Origin of the sequence: Pseudomonas sp. SC3(2021), from assembly GCF_019856535.1 — a bacterium.
GTDB classification, from domain to species: domain Bacteria; phylum Pseudomonadota; class Gammaproteobacteria; order Pseudomonadales; family Pseudomonadaceae; genus Aquipseudomonas; species Aquipseudomonas monsensis.
The window spans coordinates 1091282-1110049 of record NZ_CP082236.1 but is presented as its reverse complement, the minus strand read 5'-3'; the positions used below and the strand labels follow the sequence as shown (position 1 = coordinate 1110049).

The following is an 18768-nucleotide window of genomic DNA, read 5'->3' as shown; positions in this document are numbered from 1 at the left end:
AATGACGTCTCGACTGCCCGATCTGCCCATCCCCGGACAAGGCGATTTGCCGGACTACGAGGTCCGTCTCCCGATGCACCTGCGGCCCGACGCCAATCGGTTGATCCGCTATCTGCACGAATTGCCGTATCGGCGAGTGAAGTTTTGCCCATGGTGTAGTAACACCAATCTAACCTGCCAGACTCATCCGGCCCGTCGGCTACCGTACTACTACTGCGGCTCATGTCAGAAAGGCTGCAACAGTCTGAGCGATACGCCGTTCGCCAATCTGCGCCGTATGGAGCTGTGGTCCACGTTTGCGCTTTACTTGTTGGCCGGCTGGTCCAGTGTCCAGATAGCGCCTCGTCTGGGAATGAACCATAAGGTCTATTTCAGTTGGGGCAAAGCAACCCGCGAGGTGATGGCCGAAGAGTGCCCTGAGTTGTATCAGTGGTGGACGACGCGACATTACCGGGAAAACCTGCAAGCCCCCGAGCATATTGCTGCGCAGCAGCAAGCGGTCATGTCCTGGATCGACACGATGCTCAATGCCCGGCACGCGATATGCCCCAAGTGTAAAGGCGATCGAACCTATCGAATCACAGGGATTCGTCCCAAGTTCAAATGTGATCCCTGTGTGACCTGCTTTTCCATTCTGTCTGGAACGCCATTGGAAGGGATGATCCGGCCTGACCTCTGGCTAGACTTCGTGAAAGGGGTGATGAATGGTCAAAGCATCCCGGATCTCAAGCGCAGTTCCGGGCTGGGCATGGGGGCCAGTACACGCTGGCGGCGACAGTTTTTGTTATTGATCGAAGCGTTGGGGCACGCTGAGCTACTGGGATGGATCACCTGGATGCGTAGTCGGCGAAACAATGAAGCGGTCAGTTTCGTGCGCCAGGGTGGTCATCTGGACAAGGCGCAGCGGTCCATCTATCCGCAAGGGCGGCGCAAGGGCGGATTTGTCTGGCGACAATGATCAGGCAACGAAAACCCGCATTTCTGCGGGTTTCTGGATTAAGGCCGGGCCTTGAGCTGTGCCTCGGCGGCCTTGGCCAGATCCGGCGGCAAGAAGTCCTTGTCCGGGTTGTAGTCGGCTTTGAGATAGCGCGTCAGGTCCTGCAGGTCACCCGGGTTCAACGTCCCCGCCGCCTGCTTGAGGCGCAGGTTGTCGAGGATGTAGTCGTAGCGGGTGTTGTTGTAGTTGCGCACCGAGGTGTACAGCTGACGCTGGGCATCGAGCACATCGACGATGTTGCGTGTACCCACCTGATAGCCGATTTCCGTGGCTTCCACGGCGCTCTGGTTGGAGATGATCGACTGGCGGCGCGCCTGCACCTGCTCGACATCGGTATTGACCGCGCGGTGCAGGTTGCGGGTGTTTTCGACGACCTGCCGGCGCAGGGCTTCACGCTGCTGCTCGCTCTGATCCAGTTGCGCATAGGACTGGCGCACTTGCGAGCTGGTCAGTCCGCCACTGTAGATCGGGATGTTCAGTTGCAAGGCCAGCGTGCGCTGATCGACGTTGCCACCGTAGGGGGTGCCGAAGGCGTTCGGGTTGGCGAAGCCGAGGGCGTCGTTGTCACCTTTCTCGTATTTGGCCACGGCGTCGAGGGTCGGCAAGTGGCCGGCCTTGCGCTGCTTGAGGGTCTGTTCGGCGGAGCTGACCGCAAAGTTGCTCGCCAGCAGATTGAGGTTCTGTTTGGCGGCGGTGTCGACCCAGGCCTTGGCGTCGTTCGGCGCCGGCGGCAGGATCGGTAGTGTATGGACGATGCCCTGAATCGAGTTGTACTGACGGTTGGTCAACGTGATCAGTGCTTCGAAGGCATCGTCGACCTGACGCTGGGCAACGATGCGGTTGGCGCGCGCGGTGTCGTAACTGGCTTGCGATTGCAGCACGTCGGTCTTGTCCGACAGGCCCACATCGAAGCGTTCGTTGGACTGGTCGAGCTGACGCTTGAACGCGGCTTCTTCAGCCTTGGTCGAGGCCAGATTGTCCTGACTGCGCAGCACGTTGAAATAGCTTTCGGCCGATTGCAGGATCAGGTTCTGCTCGGTGGCCGACAGTTGCAGCGCGGCCTGCTCGTTGACGTCCTTGGCCGCCTGGTACTGGAACCAGCGGTCGGCGCGGAACAATGGCTGAGCCAGCGTCGCCTGATAGGAATGCGCGCTGCGAGTGGCATTGGCCGAAGGCTGGTCGATCGAGGTGCGCACGTCGGCGACTTCGGCGCCGCCGGACAGGTTGGGCAGCAACCCTGCGCGAGCCTGTGGCACCACTTCTTTCTGCGCGCCGTACTGGGCGCGGGCAGCGGCCAGATCGGCGTTGTTGTCGACGGCTTCCTGATAGACGCTGACCAGATCGGTCTTGGTCGACAAGGGCGCTTCTGCTGCCCAGGCCATTGCGTTGGACGCACAAGACACGGCAAGAGCCAGTGAAAGTTTGCGCAGCATGAGGCGATCCCTAGCAAGAAATATTACGAAAATAATGTGCGCGCCAAGGCTAAGGCGCAGCTCCCGCAGCGTCAAGGCGCACAGGGCAAAGCGAGTGTAGTTGTGCAATCGTGCGGCAACAATCCTGCAAGTCCCGGTAATTGCGCCATTCATCATGGTGTTTGCTGCGGTGTTGGCGTTCTTTGCCGGTTGTGTCTAGACTGGCCGGGTTCTTGTCGGGGTGCCTTGCTATGAGGCTGAGATCGAATAATTTCGGATCCCGTTGAACCTGATCAGGTTAGCGCCTGCGTAGGGAACAAGATTTCTCGTCACCCGGCGAGTCCTCTTGTGCTTCGTCCGGGATATTGTTCGACAATCGAACGCTCGACGACGATGCACAGCACCGGTCCTGGTGCGTCCGTGCCTTTCAGGTTCTGCTCCGACAATCCATTGCCTGGATGCTGTCTGGAGAGCCCGTGATGACTACAAAAGCAAAAAACGCGATCAACCTGAGTGACTCGGCCAAGGTCGATGAGCAGTCGGTTAAGCCGTTCACCCGTTCGCAAAAAGTCTACGTTCAGGGCTCGCGCCCGGACATCCGCGTGCCGATGCGCGAAATCACCCTCGATGTGACGCCGACCGACTTCGGCGGCGAAATCAACGCGCCGGTCACCGTGTATGACACCTCGGGCCCGTACACCGATCCGAACGTGGTGATCGACGTGCGCAAAGGCCTGGGCGACGTGCGTTCGGCGTGGATCGACGACCGTGGCGACACCGAGCGTCTGCCAGGCCTGAGTTCCAACTTCGGCCAGGAACGCCTCGCCGACCCGGAACTGACCAAGCTGCGTTTCGCCCACGTCAACAACCCGCGCCGCGCCAAGGCCGGGGCCAACGTCAGTCAGATGCACTACGCGCGCAAAGGCATCATCACCGCCGAGATGGAATACGTCGCCATCCGCGAAAACATGAAGCTGCAAGAGGCCCGCGCCGCTGGCCTGTTGAACCAGCAACACGCCGGCCACAGCTTCGGTGCGAGCATCCCGAAAGAAATCACCGCTGAATTCGTTCGCGAAGAAATCGCCCGTGGCCGCGCGATCATTCCGGCCAACATCAACCACGTCGAACTGGAACCGATGATCATCGGCCGTAACTTCCTGGTGAAGATCAACGGCAACATCGGCAACAGCGCTTTGGGTTCGTCCATCGAAGAAGAAGTGGCGAAACTGACCTGGGGCATTCGCTGGGGTTCGGACACCGTGATGGACTTGTCCACCGGCAAACACATTCACGAAACCCGCGAGTGGATCATCCGCAACTCGCCAGTGCCGATCGGTACCGTGCCGATCTACCAGGCGCTGGAGAAGGTCAATGGCGTTGCTGAAGACCTGACCTGGGAGCTGTTCCGCGACACGCTGATCGAGCAGGCCGAGCAGGGCGTCGACTATTTCACCATCCACGCCGGCGTGTTGCTGCGCTACGTGCCGCTGACCGCCAAGCGCGTGACCGGCATCGTTTCCCGCGGCGGTTCGATCATGGCCAAGTGGTGCCTGGCGCACCACAAAGAGAACTTCCTCTACACCCACTTCGACGAAATCTGCGAAATCATGAAGGCCTACGACGTCAGCTTCTCGCTGGGCGACGGCCTGCGTCCGGGCTCGATTGCCGACGCCAACGACGAAGCGCAATTCGGCGAACTGGAAACCCTCGGCGAGCTGACCAAGATTGCCTGGAAGCACGACGTGCAGTGCATGATCGAAGGCCCGGGGCACGTGCCGATGCAGTTGATCAAAGAGAACATGGACAAGCAGCTCGAGTGCTGCGACGAGGCGCCTTTCTACACCCTCGGCCCGCTGACCACCGACATTGCGCCGGGCTACGACCACATCACCTCGGGTATCGGGGCGGCGATGATCGGCTGGTTCGGTTGCGCCATGCTCTGCTACGTGACGCCGAAGGAGCACCTCGGCTTGCCGAACAAGGATGACGTGAAAACCGGGATCATCACCTACAAGATCGCCGCACATGCCGCCGACCTTGCCAAGGGCCACCCGGGCGCACAGATTCGCGACAACGCCCTGAGCAAGGCGCGGTTCGAATTCCGTTGGGAAGACCAGTTCAACCTCGGTCTCGATCCGGACACCGCCCGTTCGTATCACGATGAAACCCTGCCGAAGGATTCGGCCAAGGTCGCGCACTTCTGCTCGATGTGCGGGCCGAAATTCTGCTCGATGAAGATCACTCAGGAAGTCCGCGAATACGCGGCCAACCAGCGGATCGACACGGTCGACGTGGACGTCGCCCAAGGCCTGGCGGAGCAGGCCGAGCGGTTCAAGAAGGAAGGCAGTCAGCTGTACAAGAAGGTTTGATCTGACCTGAGTCCGGCGGCATTCGCGCCGCCGTCATCGCGGGCAAGCCCGCTCCCACAGTGTTTTGCGTTGCTCACAAAATGTGTGTTCAACAAGGATCCTGTGGGAGCGGGCTTGCCCGCGATGGCGATCAAAAAAACAACAAATGTCCCTCTGAGATAACACCCTTGAGCATTCAACCCAGCACTTATTCCCCCGACCTCGCCGTGCCCGCTGACAAGCGTGTGTTCGGCGGTCGCGATCTGTTTTCCCTGTGGTTTTCCCTCGGCATCGGCCTGATGGTGTTGCAGACCGGTGCCTTGCTCGCGCCCGGTCTGGGCTTGTCGGGTTCACTGCTGGCAATTTTCCTCGGCACTCTGGTCGGCGTTCTGCTGCTGGCTGCTGTGGGTGTGATCGGCAGCGACACCGGCCTGTCGTCGATGGCCGCGCTGAAACTCAGCCTCGGCAGTAAAGGCGCGAGCCTGCCGGCGCTGCTTAACCTGCTGCAGCTGATTGGTTGGGGCTCGTTCGAAATCATCGTCATGCGCGACGCCGCCAGCCTGCTCGGCACCCGGGCGTTCAGCGAAGGTTCGCTGTGGGCCAGTCCGATGCTATGGACCTTGTGCTTCGGTGCGCTGGCCACCTTGCTCGCGGTCAGCGGGCCGCTGACCTTCGTGCGCAAGATCCTGCGCAAGTGGGGCATCTGGCTGATCCTCGCCGCGTGCATCTGGCTGACCTGGAACCTGTTTGCCAAGGCCGATCTGGCGGCACTCTGGGCGCGTGCCGGGGACGGTTCGATGCCGTTCGCCGTGGGCTTTGACATTGCCATTGCGATGCCGCTGTCGTGGCTGCCGCTGATCGCTGACTATTCGCGGTTCGGCAAGCGTGCGAAGAACGTCTTCGGTGGCACGGCCATCGGTTTCTTCATCGGCAATTTCTGGCTGATGAGCCTCGGCGTGGCCTACACCCTGGCGTTCGCGCCGAGCGGTGAAGTCAATGCGTTGCTGCTGGCTTTGGCCGGTGCCGGCCTGGGGATTCCGCTGTTGCTGATTCTGCTCGACGAATCGGAAAACGCGTTTGCCGATATTCACTCGGCGGCGGTATCGAGCGGGATTCTGCTGCGCTTGAAGGTCGAGCATCTGGCCTTGGCCATCGGCGTGCTTTGCACGCTGATCGCGCTGCTGGCGCCATTGGCGCAGTACCAGAACTTCCTGTTGCTGATCGGCTCGGTGTTCGCGCCGCTGTTCGGCGTGGTGCTGGTGGATCACTTCATCCTGCGCAAGCGCAGTGCTCAGGTCGCGTCAGCTGCATTGCGCTGGCCGGCGCTGTTGGCGTGGCTGGGCGGGATCAGCACCTACCACTTGCTGGCGAACTTGTATCCGGACGTCGGCGCGACCCTGCCGGCACTGGTGCTGGCAGGGCTGTTGCAACTGGTGCTCGGTCGAGCCTTCAGTTACGGCCCGGAAACAGCTCGGGTTTGACGATGCCGTTCAGACGCGGGTAAGGAATCTTCAGTTCGACGTGGCCCAGCGCGTAAGGCGCGAGGGTGCTCACGTCGTACTTGAGGATCACGCCACCGTAAGTCAGCGCCACATTCGGGGTTTTCACGAACGGCCAGTTCTTCACGAACTCGGCTTCCTGATCGAGCTTGGTGCTGATCAGCCAGCTGTTGTGCGCCACTTGCGCGGCCTTCCAGAACGCCTCTTCCTGACCCGGCAGCAACATGTCCGACAGGTTCAGCACTTTATGCTGCTGGCGCGAGTAGTTGATGAAACCGCGACCCGGGGTGCCATGGGCGCCGCCGGTGTCGAGGTAGCTCGACAGCTCGATGATCACCAAGCCGTCATGCTGCTCGCGTACCTTGGCCTGCAAATAGCTGCTGTTGCGTGGGCCAGCGGTGCGCAGGAACTGCTCGCGATAGGCCGCCAGCGTTGGCGCTACCGGTTCATTCGCCTCGGTGCGGGTCATTTGCAGCAGGCGTTTTTCGATAATGCCGTCCAGGGCAGGCTCGGCCGGGAAGTGCAGGGTGTCGATGTTCACCAGCGGGCAGTCCGGGTTGGAGCAACCGGGTTTCAGGGTTTCCGATGCGTCGCGGGTGGTTTCCAGCGGCGTGCGGTAGTTGGGCTGGAACAGGTTGGCGCAGGCGCCCAGGGTCAGGGCGATGGCGGCCACAGAGGCAATTTTGAAAAGCGACATGGGCGTCCTTTCTGAAACAGGGGAAGGCAAAAAGTTATCCGCTTCGACTCTCGCCGAAGCAGTCAGTTCGCCACTAAGCTAATTAGAGTGGGTTTCGCCGCCACCGTCCATCCCGCTGACGGTAAAGGGGCTGCATCAATCATCACGAGCGCGTTAGGATGGCGCGAAGTCGGGGTTGCCAGTGACAACAAGGAACCTCGTATCGGATTTGCAGTAAAGAGGATGTTCATGACTGATTTTGCCAACGCCACGCCGGCCACCGTTGATGTCGTAAAGCGCGAGCGCTGCTACCAGGGTTTCTACAAGCTCGACCGTTTGCACCTGCGCCATGAATTGTTCGCTGGCGGCATGAGTCGCGAGATCGACCGTGAGGTCTTCGTGCGCCACGACGCGGTGTGCCTGCTGCCTTACGATCCGCAGCGCGACGAAGTGGTGCTGATCGAGCAGTTTCGCGTCGGCGCCCTGGGCAAGACCGACAACCCGTGGCTGGTGGAACTGGTCGCCGGTCTGATCGACAAGGCAGAAGTGCCGGAAGAGGTTGCTCACCGCGAGGCGCAGGAGGAAGCTGGACTGGACATCAAGGCCTTGTGGCCGATGACCCAATATTTCCCGTCGCCGGGTGGCAGCAACGAATTCGTGTACTTGTTTCTGGGGCGTTGCAGCACCGAAGGCGTAGGCGGCCTGCATGGGCTGGAGGAAGAGGCAGAAGATATCCGCGTCACGGTCTGGGCCTTTGAAGATGCCTTGCAGGCTGTCCGTGACGGACGCATTGCCAATGCGGCGAGCATCATCGCCTTGCAGTGGCTGGCGCTCAACCGCGCCGAAGTGAGGGGGCTATGGTCGTAAACAAGCTGCGCGATCGTTATCGGGTTGACCTGGCGGGGCTGCAAGCTGCCTGCGAGGCCAACTACGCGCGCCTGATGCGACTGGTGCCGGACATGCGCAATGACCCCGAGGCACGGCGCATTGCCGTGACCCAGGGCGAGCAGATGCTCGGCGTACTGGCCCTCGAAGTGCTGCAGACCTGTCCGTACACCACCACGTTGCAGGTGCGTCAGGAACACAGCCTGCCGTGGTTGCCGGTGCCGCAACTGGAGGTTCAGGTCTATCACGACGCGCGCATGGCCGAAGTGATCAGCGCCGAACATGCACGACGCTTTCGCGGCATCTATCCTTACCCGAACGCCGCGATGCATCAGCCGGATGAAAAGGCCCAGCTCAATCTGTTCCTGGGGGAATGGCTGAGCCATTGTCTGGCCCTGGGGCACGAGTACGAAGTCGTTCGCTAGTTGTGAACTGCGTCCGGTTCGTCGGTTTCCCCTTTCGCTCATCCCCCAGCATAATTGCGGCACCTGACCGATTCCGTGCTTTTGCCCTGGGAGAGCGCCTTGCCGAGCGTATCCACGTTGACCACCGCCGATGCGGCGTTGCTGGTGCAGTTGTCCGACAGCCATTTATTCGCTGAAGCGGATAGCACGCTGCTGGGCATGAACACCCGTCAAAGCCTGCAAAAGGTTATCGAATTGGTGCTGGGGCAGCAGCCGCAGATCGACCTGATTCTGGCCACCGGCGATATCTCCCAGGACGGCACACTGGAGTCATACCAGCAGTTTCGCCAGATGAGCGCGCAGATCGCTGCCCCGGCGCGGTGGATCCCCGGTAATCACGACGAACCGATGATCATGGCCGAGGCTGCCGTGCAGAGCGCGTTGCTGGAATCGGTAGTCGATATCGGTAACTGGCGGGTGACGCTGCTCGATTCGGCGGTGCCGGGTTCGGTGCCGGGGTATTTGCAGGACGACCAGTTGCAACTGCTGGCCCGTTCGCTGAGCGAAGCGCCGGAGCGCCATCATCTGGTGTGCCTGCACCATCATCCGGTGGCGATCGGTTGTGCGTGGATGGCGCCGATCGGTTTGCGCAATCCAGAGGCGTTTTTCGAGGTGCTGGATCGTTTTCCGCAGGCTCGCGCGGTGCTGTGGGGGCATGTGCACCAGGAAATCGACCGCGAACGCAACGGCGTGCGCCTGTTGGCTTCGCCTTCGACCTGCATTCAGTTCGAGCCGGGGAGTGATGACTTCAAGGTCGGTGAGCAGGCGCCGGGGTATCGCTGGTTGCGGTTGTTGCCGGATGGGCGCCTGGAAACTGGTATTGAACGTGTGACCGGTTTTTCCTTCACCGTCGATTACGGCTCCGACGGTTACTGATCAGATCAAAAGCCCCTCACCTCTCCCAGAGGGAGAGGGTGCTGACCGAGGTGTCTGGCGTTATGCATCGACCTGAAAGATTGTGTCGATTGTGGATTCGGTGAAGCTCTTTCAGGTCGGCGTACTTCCGAAATATCCCCCAATCAGTCCCCTCTCCCTTTGGGAGAGGGCTAGGGTGAGGGCCGCCCCTGCTGAGCGAGCAATTTCTCGAAACCACCCCCAATCCGCTCTTCTCTCCCTGTAAACTCCGCAAACCCAAACCGACACTCAGGGAGCTCAAATGTCCGGTTCGATCCTCTATATCCACGGTTTCAACAGCGCCCCGGCCTCGAAAAAGGCCTGTCAGCTGGTCGCGGTCATGGAGCTGCTGGGTTTGAGCGACAAGTTGCGTGTCCCGGCCCTGCATCACCACCCGCGTGAAGCCATCGGTCAGTTGGAGCAGGCGATTGCCGAACTGGGTCGGCCGTTGCTGGTGGGAAGCTCACTCGGCGGCTACTATGCGACTCACCTGGCCGAGCGCCACGGCTTGAAAGCCCTGCTGGTCAACCCGGCCGTCAGTCCGCACCGGATGTTTGACGGGTACCTGGGCACGCAGAAAAACCTGTATACCGATGAGACCTGGGAACTGACCCACGACCATGTGACGGCCCTGGCCGAGCTGGAAGTGCCGGCCCCACAGGACGCGCAGCGTTATCAGGTGTGGTTGCAGACCGGTGATGAAACACTGGATTATCGCCTCGCCCAGCAGTATTACCGGGCCTGTGCCCTGCGGATTCAGGCCGGCGGCGACCATAGTTTCCAGGGGTTTGCCGGGCAATTGCCGGCGTTGCTGAGTTTTGCCGGCATTGGCGCCGATTTGTATCAGGCAATTGATTTCACCGCACTGTGAAGTCTTGCCCCTTTTTCATTGAATCACTGACGACGAGACCCTATGGCCACTCCCAGCGCTAGCTCTTATAACGCCGACGCCATCGAAGTCCTCTCGGGCCTCGACCCGGTGCGCAAACGCCCCGGCATGTACACCGACACCAGTCGGCCGAACCACCTTGCCCAGGAAGTCATCGACAACAGCGTCGACGAAGCCCTGGCCGGCCACGCCAAATCGGTGCAGGTGATCCTGCACGCCGATCACTCGCTGGAAGTCAGCGACGACGGCCGTGGCATGCCGGTCGACATTCACCCGGAAGAGGGCGTGTCGGGCGTTGAGCTGATCCTCACCAAACTCCATGCGGGCGGCAAGTTTTCCAACAAGAACTACCAGTTCTCCGGCGGTCTGCACGGGGTGGGTATTTCCGTGGTCAACGCCTTGTCGACCGAAGTCCGGGTGCGCGTCAAGCGTGACGGCAACGAGTACCAGATGACCTTCGCCGATGGCTTCAAAGCCACCGAACTGGAAATCGTCGGCACCGTCGGCAAGCGCAACACCGGCACCAGCGTGTACTTCGCGCCGGACCCGAAATACTTCGATTCACCGAAATTCTCCATCAGCCGCCTCAAGCACGTGCTCAAGGCCAAGGCTGTGCTGTGTCCGGGGCTGCTGGTCAGCTTCGAAGACAAAGGCACCGGCGAGAAAGTCGAATGGCATTACGAAGACGGCCTGCGCTCCTACCTGGTGGACGCGGTCAGCGAATTCGAACGCCTGCCGGACGAGCCCTTCTGCGGCAGCCTGGCCGGTAATAAAGAAGCGGTCGACTGGGCGCTGCTGTGGTTGCCGGAAGGTGGCGACGCGGTGCAGGAAAGCTACGTCAACCTGATCCCGACGGCGCAGGGCGGTACCCACGTCAACGGTCTGCGTCAGGGCTTGCTCGACGCGATGCGCGAGTTCTGCGAATTCCGCAGCCTGCTGCCGCGTGGCGTGAAGCTGGCGCCGGAAGACGTCTGGGAACGCATCGCTTTCGTGCTGTCGATGAAGATGCAGGAGCCGCAATTCTCCGGCCAGACCAAAGAGCGCCTGTCGTCCCGTGAAGCGGCGGCGTTCGTCTCCGGTGTGGTCAAGGACGCCTTCAGCCTGTGGCTCAACGCCAACCCGGAAACCGGTCTGGCCCTGGCCGAACTGGCGATCAACAACGCCGGTCGCCGCCTCAAGGCCAGCAAGAAGGTCGAGCGCAAGCGCGTTACCCAGGGGCCGGCGCTGCCGGGCAAACTGGCCGATTGCGCCGGGCAGGACCCAATGCGTTCCGAGCTGTTCCTGGTCGAGGGTGATTCCGCCGGCGGTTCCGCCAAGCAAGCGCGGGACAAGGAATTCCAGGCGATCCTGCCGTTGCGCGGCAAGATCCTCAACACTTGGGAAGTCGATGGCAGCGAAGTGCTGGCCAGCCAGGAAGTGCACAACATCGCCGTGGCCATCGGTGTCGATCCGGGCGCCGCAGACATGAGCCAGCTGCGCTACGGCAAGATCTGCATCCTCGCCGACGCCGACTCCGACGGTCTGCACATCGCCACGCTGCTGTGCGCCTTGTTCGTCCAGCATTTCCGCCCGCTGGTGGATGCCGGTCACGTCTACGTGGCGATGCCGCCGCTGTACCGCATCGACCTCGGCAAAGAGATCTACTACGCCCTCGACGAAGCCGAGCGCGACGGGATTCTCGACCGTCTGGTGGCCGAAAAGAAACGCGGCAAGCCACAGGTCACCCGATTCAAGGGGCTGGGCGAAATGAACCCGCCGCAGCTGCGTGAAACCACCATGGACCCGAACACCCGGCGACTGGTGCAACTGACGCTGGGCGATGATTTCGCCGAGACCTCGGAAATGATGGACATGCTGCTGGCGAAGAAACGCGCCGGTGACCGCAAGACCTGGCTCGAATCCAAGGGCAACCTCGCCGAGGTGCTGGCCTGATGCGCTTCGGCGTCGCCCTGGCATGTGCGTTGCTGCTGGGCTCGATGACGGTGGCGGCCGAGCCGGTGCCCGAGTTGAAGCTGCTGGCCGAGCATCCGGTCGACGGCATGCGCGGCGGCAACCTCTCGGGGTTGGCGGTGTGCGGCAAGGATTTGTGGACGGTGTCCGACCGTGACGACGAGCAGATCTATCGCCTGAACACGGGCGATCAGGTCTGGCAGGCCGAAACCGTGCACCTCGACGTGCCGAAAGTACCCGACAGCGGCTTGCCGTGGGGCTTGAGTTCGCGCACCTGGGCGGCGTCGTTCATCCGTGGCGGCGACCTCGATTTCGAAGGGATCACCTGCGACAGCGCCGGTAACCGCTACATCGTCAGCGAAGCCCATGCGGCGGTGCTGCAGGTGTCGCCCGAGGGGACGGCATCGTGGCTGAAAATCTCGCCGATGCTAGTCAAGGAAGCCCGGGCCAGCGGCATGTTGCTGCACTTCAATGCGTTGTTCGAAGGCCTGGCGATCAACCCCGCGGGCGATGAAATGTGGCTGGCGGCCGAGCGTGAACGGCGTGGCCTGCTGAAGATCAAGCGCCAGCAAACAGTCTGGGATTGCCACGGCGGCTGCGTTTTGCTCAGCGAAGCCGGGGTGGAGATGCAGCCACCGCAGTTCCCCAAGGCTCGCGCCGTCAGCCGTGATTTCGCCGATCTGTCGCTGTTCAACGGCAAGCTGTTCACCCTTGAGCGCAATGCGTTCAGGGTCTGTCGGCGTGATGCGGTGACGGCCAAGGTCGAACGCTGCTGGTCGTTTGCTGAAGAGGCCTTGCAGCCACAACGGCTTTATTCCCAGGCCTACGGTCTGGCGGAAGCCTTGGTGGTGGACGCCGATGGCGCGTGGATTGGCCTGGACAATAACGACGGCGTCCGCGCCGATGGCGAGAAACGCCCGATCGTCTGGCGCTTCGCCGCGCCTGAAGGTGGCTGGAGCGCCAAGCCGTGAGCCAGCAACCGCCGGGCAAGCGCGCCGGCCGGGTATTGATGATTCTGGCCTGGTGCGCGGCGTTGTTTCTGGCGACGCGGTTTTTTGGCCAGTGGGAGCAGCGCCAGCAGAATCCGAACGTGGTGATCACGTCCGAGCAGCATGGCGGCGTGATCGAAGTGAAGCTGGCCGGCAACGCCCAAGGGCATTTTGTCGCCAGCGGCCAGATCAACGGTGAGCCGGTGGAGTTCATGCTCGACACCGGCGCCACCGATGTGGCGATCCCGGCGGATCTGGCCAAACGGTTGAAACTGGAAGAGGGTTTCGGTGTAACCCTGAGCACGGCCAACGGCCTGAGCCAGGGCTACCGGACCAAAATCGACCGCCTGCAACTGGGCGACATCGTGCTGCGGGACGTCCGCGCACTGGTGGCGCCGGGGCTGCATGGCGATCAGGTGCTGCTCGGCATGAGCGCCCTGAACAAACTTGAATTTACCCAGCGCGGTGGCACCATGCTGCTGCGCCAGACAACGAACCGATGAGGCCCGCATGAGCGACTCCCTTGATCTCAGCCTGGACGGTGTAGAACGCCGCTCGCTGGCTGACTTCACCGAAAATGCCTACCTCAACTACTCCATGTACGTGATCATGGACCGTGCTTTGCCGCATATCGGCGACGGCCTGAAACCGGTACAGCGGCGTATCGTCTACGCCATGAGCGAACTGGGGCTGGATGCCGATTCCAAGCACAAGAAATCGGCGCGTACCGTCGGTGACGTGCTCGGCAAGTTCCACCCGCACGGCGACTCGGCGTGCTACGAAGCGATGGTGCTGATGGCTCAGCCGTTCAGCTATCGCTACACACTGGTCGACGGCCAGGGCAACTGGGGTGCGCCGGACGATCCGAAGTCCTTCGCCGCCATGCGTTACACCGAAGCGCGGTTGTCGCGCTATTCCGAAGTGCTGCTCAGCGAGCTGGGCCAGGGCACCGCCGACTGGGGCCCGAACTTCGACGGCACCCTGCAGGAGCCGCTGGTGTTGCCGGCACGTTTGCCGAACATCCTGCTCAACGGCACCACCGGTATCGCCGTGGGCATGGCCACCGACGTGCCACCGCACAACCTGCGCGAAGTCGCCACTGCCTGCGTGCGCCTGCTCGATGAGCCGAAAGCCACGGTCGAGCAGCTCTGCGAACACATTCAGGGCCCGGACTACCCGACCGAAGCGGAAATCATCACCCCGCGCGCCGACCTGCTGAAAATGTACGAAACCGGCAAGGGCTCGGTGCGCATGCGCGCCGTGTACCACGTCGAGGACGGCGACATCATCGTCACCGCGCTGCCGCACCAGGTGTCTGGCGCCAAGGTGCTGGAGCAGATCGCTGCGCTGATGCAGGCCAAACCGTCGAAAGCGCCGCAGATCGCTGACCTGCGTGACGAATCCGACCACGAAAACCCGTGCCGCATCGTGATCATTCCGGTCAACAGCCGCGTCGATCACGAAGCGCTGATGCAGCACCTGTTCGCCAGCACCGAGCTGGAGTCGACCTACCGGGTCAACGTCAACATCATCGGTCTGGACGGCAAGCCACAGCTGAAAAACCTCCGTGCGTTGCTGGTCGAATGGCTGGAATTCCGCGTGCTGACCGTGCGTCGCCGCCTGCAATTCCGCCTCGACAAGGTCGAGCGTCGCCTGCACCTGTTGGACGGCTTGCTGATCGCTTACCTCAACCTGGATGAAGTGATCCACATCATCCGTACCGAGGAGCACCCGAAAGCCAAGCTGATCGAACGTTTCGCCCTCAGCGAGATTCAGGCCGACTACATCCTCGACACCCGTCTGCGTCAGTTGGCGCGACTGGAAGAGATGAAGTTGCGCGACGAGCAGGACGAACTGCTCAAGGAACAAGCCAAGCTGCAAGCGCTGCTGGGCAGCGAAGCCAAGCTGAAGAAGCTGGTGCGCACCGAGCTGCTGAAAGACGCTGAAACCTATGGCGATGACCGTCGTTCACCCATCGTCGAACGTGCAGAAGCCAAGGCGCTGACCGAACACGACCTGTTGCCAAACGAAAAAGTGACTGTCGTGTTGTCGGAAAAAGGCTGGATCCGTTCGGCCAAAGGACACGACATCGACGCCACTGGCCTGTCGTACAAGGCCGGTGACGGTTTCAAGACCTCGGCGGCGGGGCGCTCCAACCAGTTTGCAGTGTTTATCGACTCCACCGGCCGCAGCTATTCGGTCGCCGCGCACACCTTGCCGTCGGCCCGGGGCCAGGGCGAGCCGTTGACCGGCCGTCTGACGCCGCCGCCCGGCGCCACGTTCGAGTGCGTGCTGATGCCGGAAGACGATGCGCTGTATGTGATCGCGTCCGATGCCGGTTACGGCTTCGTGGTCAAAGGCGAAGACCTGCAAGCCAAGAACAAGGCCGGTAAGGCCCTGTTGAGTCTGCCGAACAACGCCAAAGTCATCGCGCCGCGGCCAGTGGCCGATCGTGAGCAGAACTGGCTGGCCTCGGTCACGACCGAAGGTCGCCTGCTGATCTTCAAAATCAGCGATCTGCCACAATTAGGGAAGGGCAAGGGCAACAAGATCATCGGTATTTCCGGTGAGCGTGTGGCCAGTCGCGAAGAATATGTCACGGACATCGCCGTACTGCCGGAAGGCGCCACCTTGGTGCTGCAGGCCGGAAAACGGACCCTGTCGCTGAAGGCCGACGACCTCGAACACTACAAGGGTGAACGTGGCCGTCGTGGCAACAAGCTGCCAAGGGGCTTCCAGAGGGTGGATGCGCTGCTCGTCGAAAACCTCAATTAGGCGAAAACGCCCACCTAGAGGCGTCGATCTACGATTTAACGCGTAGATCGACGCTTTGGCGCTGGAGTCGGAACGCATATTCACGGATGATATGGCCTTTCCAAACGCCGGCGTGGCCGAGCGTTCTTCATATTTATTGGGTATTTTCACTGTGGTCAGCCTTGTGGCGGCCACCTGGACGGGATGATGACTGCTCTGCGCCCCCTTATTTTCCTACTCGCCGGCGTTTTGGGCCTGGCGGGTTGCAGCGTTCACCAGCCGGTGTCGCTGTATCAGCTGGACAGCGGAAGTCCGGCTCAGCCTGCGCAAAGCGCAGGCATGGCGGTTTTGTTGGGTCCGGTAGTCATTGCTGATTACCTGCAACGTGAAACCCTGCTGCAACGTCAACCGGACGGTAGCCTGCAAGCGGCGACCGACGGTCGCTGGGCGGGCAGCCTTTCGTCGGATATCGATCAATTGCTGATGCGTCAGGTGGCCGGTCATCTCGACAGCCAGCGTGTGGTGCTGGCGCCGGCGACCCTGGGTTTTACCCCGGATGTGCAGGTGTTGCTGACCATCACGCGTCTGGACTCGGGTGAGAAACAACCGGCGATCCTCGATGCGCAATGGCGCTTGATCGACCGTCGTGGTCAGGTGCGCGATAACCGCATCGTCCACCTGCAGGAGCTGCATGCCGGCACCACGGCTTCACAGGTTCAGGCGCAAGGCATTCTGCTGCAGCGTCTGGCCGAGCAGTTGTCGGTGGCGCTCAAACCGTTGGCCAATCAGCCGCCGGTGGCTGAAGCACCGCGTAAAGCGGCCCCCAAACCGGCCGCGCCGGCAGCGGAAGCCGAGAAGCAGCCAAAGATTCCGATGGCTTCGCCGATTCGCACCGATATGGAAGTGTTCCGCTTCTAAGTCGGATCGAGTCAGAACAGAGCCCGCCTTGTGCGGGCTTTGTTGTGTCTGGGGTTTGGTGGGGGAGATCACAAGCCCCTCACCCTAACCCTCTCCCGGAGGGAGAGGGGACTGACCGAGGTGTCTGGTGCTATGCATCGACCTGAAAGCGCCTGGCGATTATGGATTCACAGCTGGGCGTTCACGTCGCTGCAGGTCTTCAATATTCCCGGAGGGAGAGGGCTGGGGTGAGGTTATGCATCGACCTGAAAGCGCTTGGTGATTATGAATTCACAACTGGGCGTTCAAGTCGCTGCAGGTCTTCAATATTCCCGAATCGGTTCCATCTCCCCGAGGGAGAGGGCTGGGGTGAGGTTATGCATCGACCTGAAAGCGCTTGGCGATTATGAATTCACAGCTGGGCGTTCACGTCGCTGCAGGTCTTCAATATTCCCGGATCGGTTCCCTCTCCCAGCGGGAGAGGGCTAGGGTGAGGGGCAAAGTGCAGGCAACAAAAAAGCCCGCAGACATTCGCGTGTCTGCGGGCTTTCGTACCTCTGGCCTAAGGCTTACGCCCGACGTTCATGCATCCGCGCCAGTTGTCGCTCGAGCATCGACGGATAAGGCTCCATCAAGCGCTCCACGCAGCAAGCGCCTTCAGGGCTGGCAATCGGGCGGATCCGCGCACGCTGGCGGATCAGTGCATCGTCACTGATCTTGCGCTCGACCAGCAGCAGATTGCGGCTGTGTTGCGACAAGGCCAAGGCATCCTGTGCAGAGTCGGTCAGCAGCAGGTCGATCTGGCTCAGACCGAACAACTCGTCACCCAGGGTCAGACCCAGCTGCAATTGCAGGGTGATGCCGCTGTCGGCGACTTCGATCTGCAACTGATGGCCCAGCGCCCGCAGCAGCTCGCCGCAGCAGATCGCGTTGGTCAGGTAATCGTCGCCGCTGTCTTCGCTGTGGAACAGCATCAGCGTGCTGCCGTCGTTGAGGGTTTCGATTTCACCCTGATACAACGAGGCGGCCTGGTCGAGGCAGTCGCGATAACGCTCCAGCAACTCCTCCAGGCGCGCGCGTGGCAGGCGGCGCAGTTGTTCTTGCGAGCCGAGTTGCACGGCCAGTACGGCGCTGTGCTGTGGCACGTTGGGTGTGGCCTTGCGCACAGCCGGTTGCGGGGCGGCATCCAGCGACTCGTCGCGCAGATCGGCAAAGGCGTCGTCGTCATCGTCTTCAACGGTGCTGACCACGTGGCGCGGCGCCGGCTTCTGTGCGGCCAGCGGACGGGTTTCGTCGAAGCTCGGATCGCGCAGGTTGCGCACTTCGAATTCCGGTTCGTCCTCTTCTTCGAACTCGGGTTCCGGCTCGGGTTTCGGCGCCGGCTCCGGAGCAAAGTTGGCGTGCAGTTGACGGGCCAGATCACCGATTTCGTCCTGGCGCTCGGTGCCCGGCGTGAATTCGTCGATATGGCGCAACCATACGCGCAATTGCAGCAGCGGCGTGGACAGGTAGCGGCCCATGCGCAGGCTCAAGGCCAGCGACAGCGCCAGCAAAATCGCACTGAGAATGCCCATGCTCTGCAGGCTGATGGTCATCGGCTGCTGGAACTGATCCATGTCCAGGCTGATGCGCAGTTGCCCGGCGGTCACGTCCTGGAAGGTGATCTTGCTCTCGTACATGCCTTCGGCTTCGCCCAACAGGCTGTGCTTGGGGCGCTGACCGGATTCGGCGAGGATGCGGTTGTCCACGCTATAGATGGCCGCGTGCGCCACCAGTTTGTTCTTGGTCAGGTTGTTGAGCAGCACATTGAGGCTGAGGATGTCGTTGGACACCAACAGCTCCGTGGCGGAGGTGGCGGTCTGCGTGGTCAGGCTTTCGCCCAGTGCATCGGCCTGCTCGTGCATGGCCTGCTTGAACTGCAAGCCCATCACCCCGGCATAGATCACCAGGGCCAGAGCGACCAGGATCACGTTATGGCTGGCAATGCGCAATGCAATCGGTACACGGCGGTGGCGCAGTGCACGGAAGATCAGCAGGAAGAAGTTATCGGTTTTAACTGGCGTGGGCCGGTTCACTGAGCTCGGCTCTTTTGTCCGTGAAGTTGACGCGCAGTA

The 18768-nt window shown here is 61.5% G+C and carries 15 protein-coding genes and 1 riboswitch; of the genes, 12 read left to right on the top strand and 3 right to left on the bottom strand.

The window, feature by feature from the left end:
• Position 1: 1 nt before the first annotated feature.
• Positions 2-958, top strand: coding sequence for a hypothetical protein (locus tag K5Y35_RS04950; RefSeq protein WP_222833795.1), 957 nt, complete (start codon positions 2-4; stop codon positions 956-958).
• A 38-nt stretch (positions 959-996) separates the two neighbouring features.
• Here K5Y35_RS04950 and K5Y35_RS04945 read toward each other — a convergent pair whose 3' ends face one another.
• Positions 997-2430: a TolC family outer membrane protein gene (locus K5Y35_RS04945; protein WP_123470860.1), complete on the bottom strand. Its 1434-nt coding sequence runs from the start codon at positions 2428-2430 to the stop codon at positions 997-999.
• 206 nt (positions 2431-2636) lie between these two features.
• Positions 2637-2742, top strand: a riboswitch (TPP riboswitch).
• Between the two features lie 146 nt (positions 2743-2888).
• Here K5Y35_RS04945 and thiC point away from each other — a divergent pair.
• Both thiC and cytX read left to right on the top strand, forming a co-directional pair.
• On the top strand, positions 2889-4778 hold the full coding sequence (thiC, locus tag K5Y35_RS04940; protein WP_222833794.1) for a phosphomethylpyrimidine synthase ThiC: 1890 nt from the start codon (positions 2889-2891) through the stop codon (positions 4776-4778).
• Positions 4779-4945: 167 nt separating this feature from the next.
• Positions 4946-6238 carry a putative hydroxymethylpyrimidine transporter CytX gene (cytX, locus tag K5Y35_RS04935; RefSeq protein ID WP_123470862.1) on the top strand — a complete coding sequence of 431 codons (1293 nt, stop codon included), beginning with the start codon at positions 4946-4948 and terminating at the stop codon, positions 6236-6238.
• Here the strand turns inward: cytX and K5Y35_RS04930 are convergent.
• On the bottom strand, positions 6207-6953 hold the full coding sequence (locus tag K5Y35_RS04930) for an RsiV family protein (RefSeq protein ID WP_123470864.1): 747 nt from the start codon (positions 6951-6953) through the stop codon (positions 6207-6209). The genes cytX and K5Y35_RS04930 overlap by 32 nt on opposite strands.
• 228 nt (positions 6954-7181) lie before the next feature.
• Between K5Y35_RS04930 and K5Y35_RS04925 the strand changes: the two genes are divergently transcribed.
• From K5Y35_RS04925 to K5Y35_RS04885, 9 genes are all read left to right on the top strand, one after another.
• Positions 7182-7799: an NUDIX domain-containing protein gene (locus K5Y35_RS04925; protein ID WP_128613697.1), complete on the top strand. Its 618-nt coding sequence runs from the start codon at positions 7182-7184 to the stop codon at positions 7797-7799.
• Positions 7790-8242 (top strand): DUF1249 domain-containing protein, encoded by a 453-nt coding sequence (locus tag K5Y35_RS04920; RefSeq protein WP_007967395.1) that lies wholly within the window; start codon positions 7790-7792, stop codon positions 8240-8242. Before K5Y35_RS04925 ends, K5Y35_RS04920 begins: the two co-directional genes overlap by 10 nt.
• A gap of 99 nt (positions 8243-8341) precedes the next feature.
• Positions 8342-9157: a 3',5'-cyclic-AMP phosphodiesterase gene (gene cpdA, locus K5Y35_RS04915; protein WP_222833793.1), complete on the top strand. Its 816-nt coding sequence runs from the start codon at positions 8342-8344 to the stop codon at positions 9155-9157.
• 280 nt (positions 9158-9437) lie between these two features.
• On the top strand, positions 9438-10046 hold the full coding sequence (locus K5Y35_RS04910; protein ID WP_222833792.1) for a YqiA/YcfP family alpha/beta fold hydrolase: 609 nt from the start codon (positions 9438-9440) through the stop codon (positions 10044-10046).
• A gap of 42 nt (positions 10047-10088) precedes the next feature.
• The gene (gene parE, locus K5Y35_RS04905; RefSeq protein ID WP_003221068.1) at positions 10089-11996 is read left to right on the top strand and encodes a DNA topoisomerase IV subunit B; all 1908 of its coding nucleotides are present in this window, start codon (positions 10089-10091) and stop codon (positions 11994-11996) included.
• Positions 11996-12985 (top strand): esterase-like activity of phytase family protein, encoded by a 990-nt coding sequence (locus tag K5Y35_RS04900; RefSeq protein WP_186748754.1) that lies wholly within the window; start codon positions 11996-11998, stop codon positions 12983-12985. Before parE ends, K5Y35_RS04900 begins: the two co-directional genes overlap by 1 nt.
• The gene (locus K5Y35_RS04895; RefSeq protein WP_222833791.1) at positions 12982-13506 is read left to right on the top strand and encodes a TIGR02281 family clan AA aspartic protease; all 525 of its coding nucleotides are present in this window, start codon (positions 12982-12984) and stop codon (positions 13504-13506) included. The genes K5Y35_RS04900 and K5Y35_RS04895 overlap by 4 nt, the downstream gene beginning before the upstream one ends.
• 7 nt (positions 13507-13513) lie before the next feature.
• Positions 13514-15778: a DNA topoisomerase IV subunit A gene (parC, locus tag K5Y35_RS04890; protein ID WP_003221074.1), complete on the top strand. Its 2265-nt coding sequence runs from the start codon at positions 13514-13516 to the stop codon at positions 15776-15778.
• A 186-nt stretch (positions 15779-15964) separates the two neighbouring features.
• On the top strand, positions 15965-16675 hold the full coding sequence (locus tag K5Y35_RS04885; RefSeq protein ID WP_123470874.1) for a membrane integrity-associated transporter subunit PqiC: 711 nt from the start codon (positions 15965-15967) through the stop codon (positions 16673-16675).
• A 548-nt stretch (positions 16676-17223) separates the two neighbouring features.
• On the opposite strand, the gene K5Y35_RS04880 is transcribed toward K5Y35_RS04885, so the two are convergent.
• Positions 17224-18729, bottom strand: a complete 1506-nt coding sequence (locus K5Y35_RS04880; RefSeq protein ID WP_222833790.1) for an AhpA/YtjB family protein — start codon at positions 18727-18729, stop codon at positions 17224-17226.
• Between the last annotated feature and the right edge of the window lie 39 nt (positions 18730-18768).

Coding starts and splice junctions, on each gene's coding strand:
- K5Y35_RS04925 (WP_128613697.1), top strand. CDS start 7,182: ATGACTGATTTTGCCAACGCCACGCCGGCCACCGTTGATGTCGTAAAG.
- K5Y35_RS04920 (WP_007967395.1), top strand. CDS start 7,790: ATGGTCGTAAACAAGCTGCGCGATCGTTATCGGGTTGACCTGGCGGGG.
- K5Y35_RS04885 (WP_123470874.1), top strand. CDS start 15,965: ATGACTGCTCTGCGCCCCCTTATTTTCCTACTCGCCGGCGTTTTGGGC.
- K5Y35_RS04910 (WP_222833792.1), top strand. CDS start 9,438: ATGTCCGGTTCGATCCTCTATATCCACGGTTTCAACAGCGCCCCGGCC.
- K5Y35_RS04900 (WP_186748754.1), top strand. CDS start 11,996: ATGCGCTTCGGCGTCGCCCTGGCATGTGCGTTGCTGCTGGGCTCGATG.
- K5Y35_RS04930 (WP_123470864.1), bottom strand. CDS start 6,953: ATGTCGCTTTTCAAAATTGCCTCTGTGGCCGCCATCGCCCTGACCCTG.
- K5Y35_RS04945 (WP_123470860.1), bottom strand. CDS start 2,430: ATGCTGCGCAAACTTTCACTGGCTCTTGCCGTGTCTTGTGCGTCCAAC.
- K5Y35_RS04950 (WP_222833795.1), top strand. CDS start 2: ATGACGTCTCGACTGCCCGATCTGCCCATCCCCGGACAAGGCGATTTG.
- parE (WP_003221068.1), top strand. CDS start 10,089: ATGGCCACTCCCAGCGCTAGCTCTTATAACGCCGACGCCATCGAAGTC.
- parC (WP_003221074.1), top strand. CDS start 13,514: ATGAGCGACTCCCTTGATCTCAGCCTGGACGGTGTAGAACGCCGCTCG.
- thiC (WP_222833794.1), top strand. CDS start 2,889: ATGACTACAAAAGCAAAAAACGCGATCAACCTGAGTGACTCGGCCAAG.